Source organism: Arcticibacter svalbardensis MN12-7 (assembly GCF_000403135.1).
Taxonomy (GTDB): Bacteria; Bacteroidota; Bacteroidia; order Sphingobacteriales; family Sphingobacteriaceae; genus Arcticibacter; species Arcticibacter svalbardensis.
In genome coordinates this window covers 1-8,326 of record NZ_AQPN01000082.1, presented here as the reverse complement: position 1 = coordinate 8,326, position 8,326 = coordinate 1, and the positions used below count along the sequence as shown (strand labels likewise).

Annotated in this window: 9 protein-coding genes; 2 read left to right on the top strand and 7 right to left on the bottom strand. The window is 39.6% G+C overall.

The features are described 5' to 3' along the window. The 3 genes from ADIARSV_RS10695 to ADIARSV_RS21885 form a co-directional block, all read right to left on the bottom strand. A partial coding sequence (locus tag ADIARSV_RS10695; protein WP_040299778.1) for a carboxypeptidase-like regulatory domain-containing protein occupies window positions 1-359 on the bottom strand: 359 nt, incomplete at its 3' end. 42 nt (window positions 360-401) lie between these two features. After that, window positions 402-1,601 (bottom strand): anhydro-N-acetylmuramic acid kinase, encoded by a 1,200-nt coding sequence (locus tag ADIARSV_RS10690; RefSeq protein ID WP_016195525.1) that lies wholly within the window; start codon window positions 1,599-1,601, stop codon window positions 402-404. A 181-nt stretch (window positions 1,602-1,782) separates the two neighbouring features. Then, window positions 1,783-1,992 carry a hypothetical protein gene (locus tag ADIARSV_RS21885; protein WP_016195524.1) on the bottom strand — a complete coding sequence of 70 codons (210 nt, stop codon included), beginning with the start codon at window positions 1,990-1,992 and terminating at the stop codon, window positions 1,783-1,785. Between ADIARSV_RS21885 and ADIARSV_RS23205 the strand changes: the two genes are divergently transcribed. Further along, complete coding sequence (locus tag ADIARSV_RS23205) at window positions 1,922-2,254, top strand: PLD nuclease N-terminal domain-containing protein (protein ID WP_083936563.1); 333 nt, start codon at window positions 1,922-1,924, stop codon at window positions 2,252-2,254. The two genes, ADIARSV_RS21885 and ADIARSV_RS23205, sit on opposite strands and share 71 nt — an antisense overlap. A gap of 102 nt (window positions 2,255-2,356) precedes the next feature. Here the strand turns inward: ADIARSV_RS23205 and ADIARSV_RS10680 are convergent, their stop codons facing one another. From ADIARSV_RS10680 to uvrB, 4 genes are all read right to left on the bottom strand, one after another. Then, window positions 2,357-4,843 carry a YfhO family protein gene (locus tag ADIARSV_RS10680; RefSeq protein ID WP_016195523.1) on the bottom strand — a complete coding sequence of 829 codons (2,487 nt, stop codon included), beginning with the start codon at window positions 4,841-4,843 and terminating at the stop codon, window positions 2,357-2,359. A gap of 69 nt (window positions 4,844-4,912) precedes the next feature. Further along, complete coding sequence (locus ADIARSV_RS10675; RefSeq protein ID WP_040299777.1) at window positions 4,913-5,191, bottom strand: DUF4834 family protein; 279 nt, start codon at window positions 5,189-5,191, stop codon at window positions 4,913-4,915. 78 nt (window positions 5,192-5,269) lie between these two features. After that, window positions 5,270-5,476 (bottom strand): YwbE family protein, encoded by a 207-nt coding sequence (locus ADIARSV_RS10670; RefSeq protein ID WP_016195521.1) that lies wholly within the window; start codon window positions 5,474-5,476, stop codon window positions 5,270-5,272. Next, window positions 5,473-7,521, bottom strand: a complete 2,049-nt coding sequence (gene uvrB / locus ADIARSV_RS10665) for an excinuclease ABC subunit UvrB (protein WP_016195520.1) — start codon at window positions 7,519-7,521, stop codon at window positions 5,473-5,475. Before uvrB ends, ADIARSV_RS10670 begins: the two co-directional genes overlap by 4 nt. Window positions 7,522-7,684: 163 nt before the next feature. On the opposite strand from uvrB, the gene upp reads away from it, so the two are divergent. Then, on the top strand, window positions 7,685-8,326 hold the full coding sequence (gene upp / locus ADIARSV_RS10660; protein ID WP_016195519.1) for a uracil phosphoribosyltransferase: 642 nt from the start codon (window positions 7,685-7,687) through the stop codon (window positions 8,324-8,326).

The window sequence follows — 8,326 nt, the reverse complement described above, 5'->3', positions numbered from 1 at the left end:
ACTTCATCCAGGTTAAGAGCATCTTCTGCTAAAACGGCGTCAACGGTAACTGCACTTGAACTGAGTTGAACGCTTTTTGTAACCGCTTTATAACCAATGAAAGAAAATGTAAATTGATGAGTTCCTGCAGGTACATTAACATTTAATTTATACGAGCCGTTTACTGTGGTTGAGGTAGCCGCATTGGTTCCTGATAACTTAACGACTACACCTGGCAATGTTACTCCGGTTCTTGCGTCTCTAACCACTCCGCTGACTATAACCGGATTTTGTGCCCATACCAGGGATCCTGATAATGGGAAAAGCAGGAATAGGAATAACCAAAACCTGACTGAGCTTTTCTGTAAAACTTGTTTCATATAGGGTAGATTTAAATATTTAAGCAATGAAAGAAATAGAATTTAATATGGAAAGCTGATCTTCCCAAGAGATACAGAGGGGAAACCTACAGTATCGCCATAGTCAACTGTTCCACCAGCTACAGCCTCATTAGCCAGTAAAGCAAACAATACCGCTTCTTTAGCATCCGGATCTATGCCTAGTGCAGCTGTGGATTGAATAGGACCCAATCCGAAATGTTTTTCAATCTGCTGCATCAGCAAGGGGTTATGCATCCCGCCGCCACTTACATAAATCTCAAAAGGGTCGCCTTTAGGAACACTTTTCGTAATGGCGCTAGTGATACTCTGTGCCGAAAAAGCAGATAAGGTGGCCATTACATCTTCATGTTTCAGATTGATTTCATACGATTTAGTAATGGCAAGCTGTAGATAAGCCAGACTGAAGAGTTCAGGGCCGGTAGTTTTAGGAAAGCCGGCATCAAAAAAAGGGTTGTCAAGCAAGACCTTAAGCAAAGGCAGATTTACAGTTCCTGATAAAGCCAGCTCTGCACCTTCATCATAATACTTTCCCGGATAGTTTAATTGAATATACTGATCCATTAGGGTATTACCCGGACCAACATCTGTAGAAAAGATGCCCTTTGGTGTTTTGCCGGCAGGCAAATACGTAAAGTTGGCAATCCCGCCTATGTTGAGCATAATACGGGCTGTACTCATACTGGAAAACAAAAGATAATCGCCATATACAGCTAGTGGGGCACCTTCTCCACCTGCAGCAATATGCTTCTGTCTGAAATCACTTATCGTGATAATTCCTGTTTTAACCGCAAGGTGATCGCCATCGCCAATTTGCAGTGTGCCATTTCCATAACCTTTTAAACGATGTAGTGATTTTGGCGCATGAAAGATAGTCTGACCATGACTGGCAATAAAATCAACAGTGGAAGGATTTATGTTCCATTCCTTAAGGCAGGATAATACTAATTCCCCAAAGTAAGTCCCGATAAAAGCATTCAGTAAAGTAACCTTTTGGATGTCCCCAACTCTTTTTGAAAAAATAGACTTCAAATCCTGCTTGAAAGGCTCCTCATAGTTAACCGTAGTAAAGTTTAAAATCTGTACTTCAGTATCCTTGCCGCTACCTTTAAATTCACACAAAGCAACGTCCAATCCATCGAAAGAAGTACCAGACATTAGACCTATAATTCTTTTAACCGGTTTGGAAGATAAATGATAAAGTTGAGTGATATTTTTGTTCATGTTTTTATCTTAGTGTCATTAAAGGTCATTTAAAATGAAGCTAACTGCGTTTTTGAACATCGTTTTGATAAATGTATGCACAAATACGCAAATGAAAGCTAATAACTACACTAAAATAGTAAAATAATAAAGTAATATTTTAAGTTAATGCAAGAATATGCGCTTTAAGTTAGAAATCATACTACCTCAATTCATTTAGAATCGGTTTACTTAAACTGCTCAAAACCTTTTGTTGCGGTTTGATAAGCTCTAATACTACCATCTCATTTTTTTCTTTCTTTAGCCATTCCGCTGGTAGATAAATTGTTTGCTGAAGACCGATGCTCCAGTATTTACCCAAATTATGCCCGTTCACCCATATCATTCCTTTTCCCCATTTTCGTATATCCAAATTTGTTATAATTGGGTCTAAATTAGATCACTATGCCAGTTATAACTCATTTACTGTTTTTGATTTAGGGGCCCCTGAATTCATATTAATTATGTTTGCCTTAATCCCAATCGTATTAATAGTTTTTTGCCTTTTAGATATTATAAAATCGAAGTTCTCAGATGAAACAACTAAGCTAATTTGGGTACTTATAGTTATTCTAAAGCCAATATTAGGATCAATATTATACCTTTTGTTGGGAAAGAAACAACAGGTAAATTAAAAGCCTAAGCAACAGGATCAATATGATCATCCTGTTGCTTAGGCTTTAATGCAATCGCTCGGCCTTAATTGGTATAAACCCAATAAAGACGCGCTATTAAAATTATTTTTTAATACTCTTCTTCCTTTCCTTATATCCCGCAAATCCTATTCCTCCTATCAGAAGTATGGAAGCTACCAATGAAATATTTTCACCGGCATAGTAGGATACAGGTTCAAACTTGAACTCCAGTTTATGATTTCCTCCAGGAAGCTCTGCAGCACGAAGAATATAGTTTGCCCTGAAATAAGGAATCTTTACTCCGTCAACATATGCATTCCATCCTTTATCGTACCATATTTCTGCAAACACAGCAATCATGTCTTTACCGGCAGTATAGTCATATGTCAGGTGATCAGGATGGTAGTCTGTTAACGTAATTTTGGCATTAGGATCAGGTACCCCTACTTTTCTACTGTCAATCAGAGGTTTGAAACTTTCGTCCACAATTGCCTCTTTCGATGGATCAAAGCTACTGATGCCCTGCATTTCCTCATCTGCATTTTTTACATATAAAATATTCGATACAAACCAGGCGTTTCCACAAGTAGTACTTCTGTTTTGAATCCGCTGCGATTGCCCCTTTTCATCGTTAGTAATCACATATTTGGTATTCAGCATATCCAGCACATCCTCATTGATGGAATTATTAAACTGCTTATCCAGCACTTCCTGGAAGCGTTTAAGTTTTGCAGCATGATATCCTCCTACAGTTTTATGAAAGTAAGATGCATTGGCACTGGAAAAAGTATTGATGGTTAAATCAAGAACACGATAGTCCAGACTAGGATCCCTTAAGATCAACTCATCAACCTGACGTGGTTTGAAATTTTGCTCAAGGGTATTTTTCTCTACGAACTTATCATTGTTCAAATATCTGCGGTCTACACCCCACATATCGATTAATATAACGATTGCAAATAAGCCGAATACATATTCCTGTTTGATCGATTTCTTAATCAGTGCCCAAATAAGACCAGCACCTATAAGAACGAAAATCAGTGAGCGGAATGCATCAGCTCTAGCCAGACTAACCCGGTCTTCAATCAATGCGCTTGCCAATGAATTAGCAAATCCCTGATCTCCGGTAGCCTGTGTAAGCCCTTTTAATACTTCTTCGTGATTTGCAGTTTTGAAACCCAAAAATACACTCGGCACCAGAATGATCAATAAGAGAATTCCTCCAGTGATATACAAAGAATATAAACTCTTCTTTAATAGATCTTTTGCATCCTGCTTACCTGTAGCAATCTCCTGAATGGTCAGGATAGCGAGAACAGGGAACAACAGTCCAGCGATGACTAATATAGACTCCACTGCTCTAAACTTATTGTATAATGGGAAATAGTCGAAAAACAGATCTGAAATAAAAGGCAGGTTCTTTCCAAAGGATAAAAACAAACTCAAAAGTGTTGCCCCTACAATCCACCATTTAATCCGATCACGAACTATAAATAAACCGGCCACAAATAAGAAGCATATCACTGCACCAAAATAGTAAGGGCCTGATGTAAAAGGTTTATCACCCCAATAGGTATTCAGCAGCCCATATTGTTGTAATTGTTGTACAGCGCCGTCCACTTGATCTGGAGGGACGCCCTTAGACGCAAGTGCCTTTCCAACTTCCGAATCTTTATCCAGCTTATGTCCTGACTCTCCGCCATACGCATTTGGAATAAGAAAAGTGAGCGTTTCGCCAACTCCCTGGCTCCATCCATACGCATATTCACGATCTAAACCTGATGATGGTTTACCTGCATTAGCATCCTGACTCAAATTAGATTTGCCACGTATGGTCTCCTGACCGTACTCGTAGGTTACCCACAGCGTACCTGCATTAACAGCAGCCGCTAATATAACTGCAGCAGCAAGATAGCTAACGCTTTTTGTAAAGGCAGGAAGTGTTTTATTTTTAATAGCATGATATAATTCAATGCCTGCCAATATCAGCAAAGCGATGAATAAATAATAGGTCATCTGGATGTGATTCGCACGGATCTCAATAGCAAGGAAAAGTGCGGTTAGCATGGCTCCCCATAAATACCGTCCTCTGAATGTGAGTAAAACTCCTGCCAGAATTGGTGCAAAAAAGGCGATGGCAAATGCTTTATTGGTATGTCCCGCATCGATAATGATGAAGTTATACGATGAAAATGCAATGGCAATAGCACCTGCTAATGCGAGTACTGGTCTCACCTTAAGTGCTATAAATAATAAATAAGCACCTAGCAGATACAGCAAAACATTGTATACCGGATTTGGAAATACAGAAGTAAAAAAACGGATAACGTAAGAAGTAACATTTTTGGGGTATTGTGCCCATATCTGAAATGCAGGCATCCCTCCAAACATGGCGTTTGTCCACAAAGGAGCTTTCCCGTCCTTTAAGGTATAATCCATGATTTCCTTCTGCATGGCCTTCGCCTGCAAAACATCACCCTGATACAATACCTTACCCTGTATGGCCGGACTAAAGTAAACAAAGCATAATACTATGAAAAATACAATAATGGCTACGTGTACACCATTTCGTTTAAACCAGTTACTCATTCGATCTTTAATTGAAGACCAAAAATAGAACTTTTTAGGGTATAGCAAATAGCTATATGAGTAATTTGCTTATTTTAACTCTTCAAAGTCAATAAAATCCCCTGCTTTATCAGCTGCCCTTGCTTCTTTATCCTTCGGAGGGATAAAATCGATACTGATTTTACCGTTAGTATGAGGCGGACGAGTCTGTTGCTGACCAAATGGCTGTTGTCCCGTTGCTGAATTAAAATTATCCTGCGCTTTTTTTACCATCTTTTTAAACAGAAAAGGCAGTAAAATTTTGGCTATCATTCTGATAAGCCACATGACCAGGATTGTTATAAGTAAAAATTTAAGTAAAGCTGTCATAATTAAAGTACAAATATGACGATAAAATTGGGTAATTATTATAAATACAACTTAACAATTACATTTGAAAGACGGTAATTAATCCTCATTTTCGTCTGTAATATAGGCAACACGTCCAACCTGACCATCTTCTAACCGAACTTTAATCCCTCTGGAATGAAAAGGAGAGCTGGTAAGAAGATTACTCACAATGCCTCTTGTTAGTTTACCTGAGCGTTGATCCTGTTTTAAAATAACATCAACCTCAAGTCCTGGATATATATCTTTTCTATTTTGTCCGTTCATAATTTTATTTTCTTATCACCAAATCGTTCTTCCATCATCTTCTCCAACGCAAACATTTCGTCACGTGTTTTAGCTGCCATCAGAAAATCCATGTCTTTAGCTGCTACCATCATGTCTTTTTTCGATTTCTCAATTGCCTTCTTGAGTTCAGCTTTCGTCATATACTGCACGATAGGGTCGGCTGCAATACTAATTGCTTCATCATAACCGGTATACACTTTCTGAATGCCTCCTTTGAAATCTACCACAGAGGTTTGTTCCATGATTGCTTCTCTTGATTTGCCTACCGTTGTTGGGGTGATTCCATGTTCTTCATTATATAGCACCTGCTTCTCACGACGCCGGTTAGTCTCCTCTATCGTAATCCGCATACTCTCAGTGATTTTATCTGCATACATGATTACTCTTCCTCGTTCATTACGCGCAGCCCTTCCTATCGTTTGAATCAAAGAGCGATGCGAACGCAAGAACCCTTCCTTATCGGCATCCAGAATAGCTACCAGAGAGACTTCTGGCAGGTCCAATCCTTCCCGCAGTAAGTTAATTCCAATCAGTACATCAAACTCGCCTAATCGAAGTCCACGCAGTATTTCTACCCTTTCGAGCGTTTTAACTTCCGAATGGATATAGCGGACCTTAATTCCCAGCCTGTCCATGTACTTGGCAAGCTCTTCAGACATGCGCTTGGTTAGTGTAGTCACCAGTATCCGGCCCCCATCTTTAACCGTTTTATCTACCTCATTCAGTAAATCATCCACCTGGTTGCCAATAGGTCTGATCTCAATAGGAGGGTCCAGCAAGCCTGTCGGCCGAATTACCTGTTCCACAACCACACCACCTGATTTTTCCAGTTCAAAATCTCCAGGGGTTGCACTTACATAAATAGTTTGAGGTGCAAGACGTTCAAATTCTTCAAAATTAAGTGGTCTGTTATCTAATGCTGCAGGTAAACGGAAGCCATAATCCACTAATGCCATCTTTCTTGACCGGTCGCCTCCATACATTGCCCTGATTTGGGGAACGGTAACGTGACTTTCATCAATCACCATTAGGTAATCATCCGGGAAATAATCAAGCAAACAGAATGGTCGCATTCCTGGTGTCCGTCCATCAAAAAAGCGCGAGTAATTTTCAATACCACTGCAATAGCCAAGCTCACGCATCATCTCCAGGTCATAATTAACCCGTTCTTCAAGACGCTTTGCTTCTAAAAACCGCTGATCATCCAATAACTGCTTTTTTCTAATCTCCAGCTCTTCCTGGATAGCCCAGATAGATTCTGTGAATCGTTCCTTAGGCGTTACAAACAGGTTCGCCGGATAAAGGACCATGTGCACCATTTTCTCCAGTGTTTTACCGCTCTCCGGATCTATAGCCATGAGTTCTTCTATGTCGTCCCCGAAAAAGGAAACCCGATAGGCATAGTCTAAATAGGCCGGATAAATATCTACCGTATCGCCTTTTACACGGAATGTTCCTCTTTTAAAATCAGCTGTTGTCCTTGAATAAAGAATTTCTACCAGACGGTGCAAAAACGCATTCCTGCTGATTGTTGTGCCTACAGCAAAGCTAAATACCGAATTGCTGAAATCTTCTGGATTCCCCATACCATAAATGCAGGAAATAGAAGAAACGACAATGATATCCCTTCGACCCGACATCAGAGAGGAGGTTGTCCTTAAACGGAGTTTCTCAATCTCTTCATTGATCTGAAGATCCTTTTCTATATAGGTGTTTGTGGTGGCAATGTAGGCCTCCGGCTGATAATAATCGTAGTAGGAAACAAAGTAATTAACCGAATTCTCAGGAAAAAACTGTTTAAACTCCCCGTATAACTGAGCCGCCAGGGTTTTATTGTGACTTAGAATAAGTGTTGGCTTTTGCGTCTGTTGAATCACATTGGCTATGGAAAATGTTTTTCCCGAACCGGTTACCCCCAGTAAAGTTTGATAGTTTTCATCTCTCTCTACTCCATCTACTAATTGTCTGATCGCTTCCGGTTGGTCCCCCATCGGCTTATAATCTGATATTAATTTAAAATCCATCAATTCAAAAATACGTATTTATCAGGACGTATACCTACGAAATATAAAGGAATAACAGGGAGGTAAATAAAAAAACAATGGCGTTACATTACCTGGCGAAATTGATCAAAATTAGCCCGAGAATTTTTACATAGCATGTTTTAAAATGCTTATTTTTAGCTTAATGTTTATATTAACAAACACATCCAGCATTGGCAACAACTTTATTGCAGAACTGAGAGACGCTCAGATTCAGCAAGACAGTATGCGCTTTCGTAGAAACTTAGAACGGATAGGTGAGATTTTTGCCTATGAAATCAGCAAGACATTGAATTTTGTTGAAACAGATTTCGAAACTCCACTAGGTATTGCTTCCGTCCCTGTAATTGATAACTACCCCGTAATTGCAACCATCCTTCGGGCAGGTCTGCCCTTACACCAGGGTTTATTGAATTACTTTGACCGTGCCGATTCAGCCTTTATTGCTGCATATCGTAAAACCACTAAAGACGGTACTTTTACTATTCAAAAAGAATATGTAAGCTGTCCGGACCTGAACGACAAAGTGCTTATTGTTTCTGATACAGTGATTGCTACAGGTCAAAGTATGGTACTGAGCTGTAAAGAAATCATTGCCCGTTATAACATTAAGCAGCTTCATATCGTTTCCGTTATAGCCAGCGCAGAAGGAATTGCACATGTCAAAGCAAATCTTCCCCGTGCAAAACTGTGGATAGGCGACATTGATGAGGAAATGACTACTAAAGCCTATATCGTTCCTGGTTTAGGCGATGCTGGCGATATTGCTTATGGAATTAAAGACTAA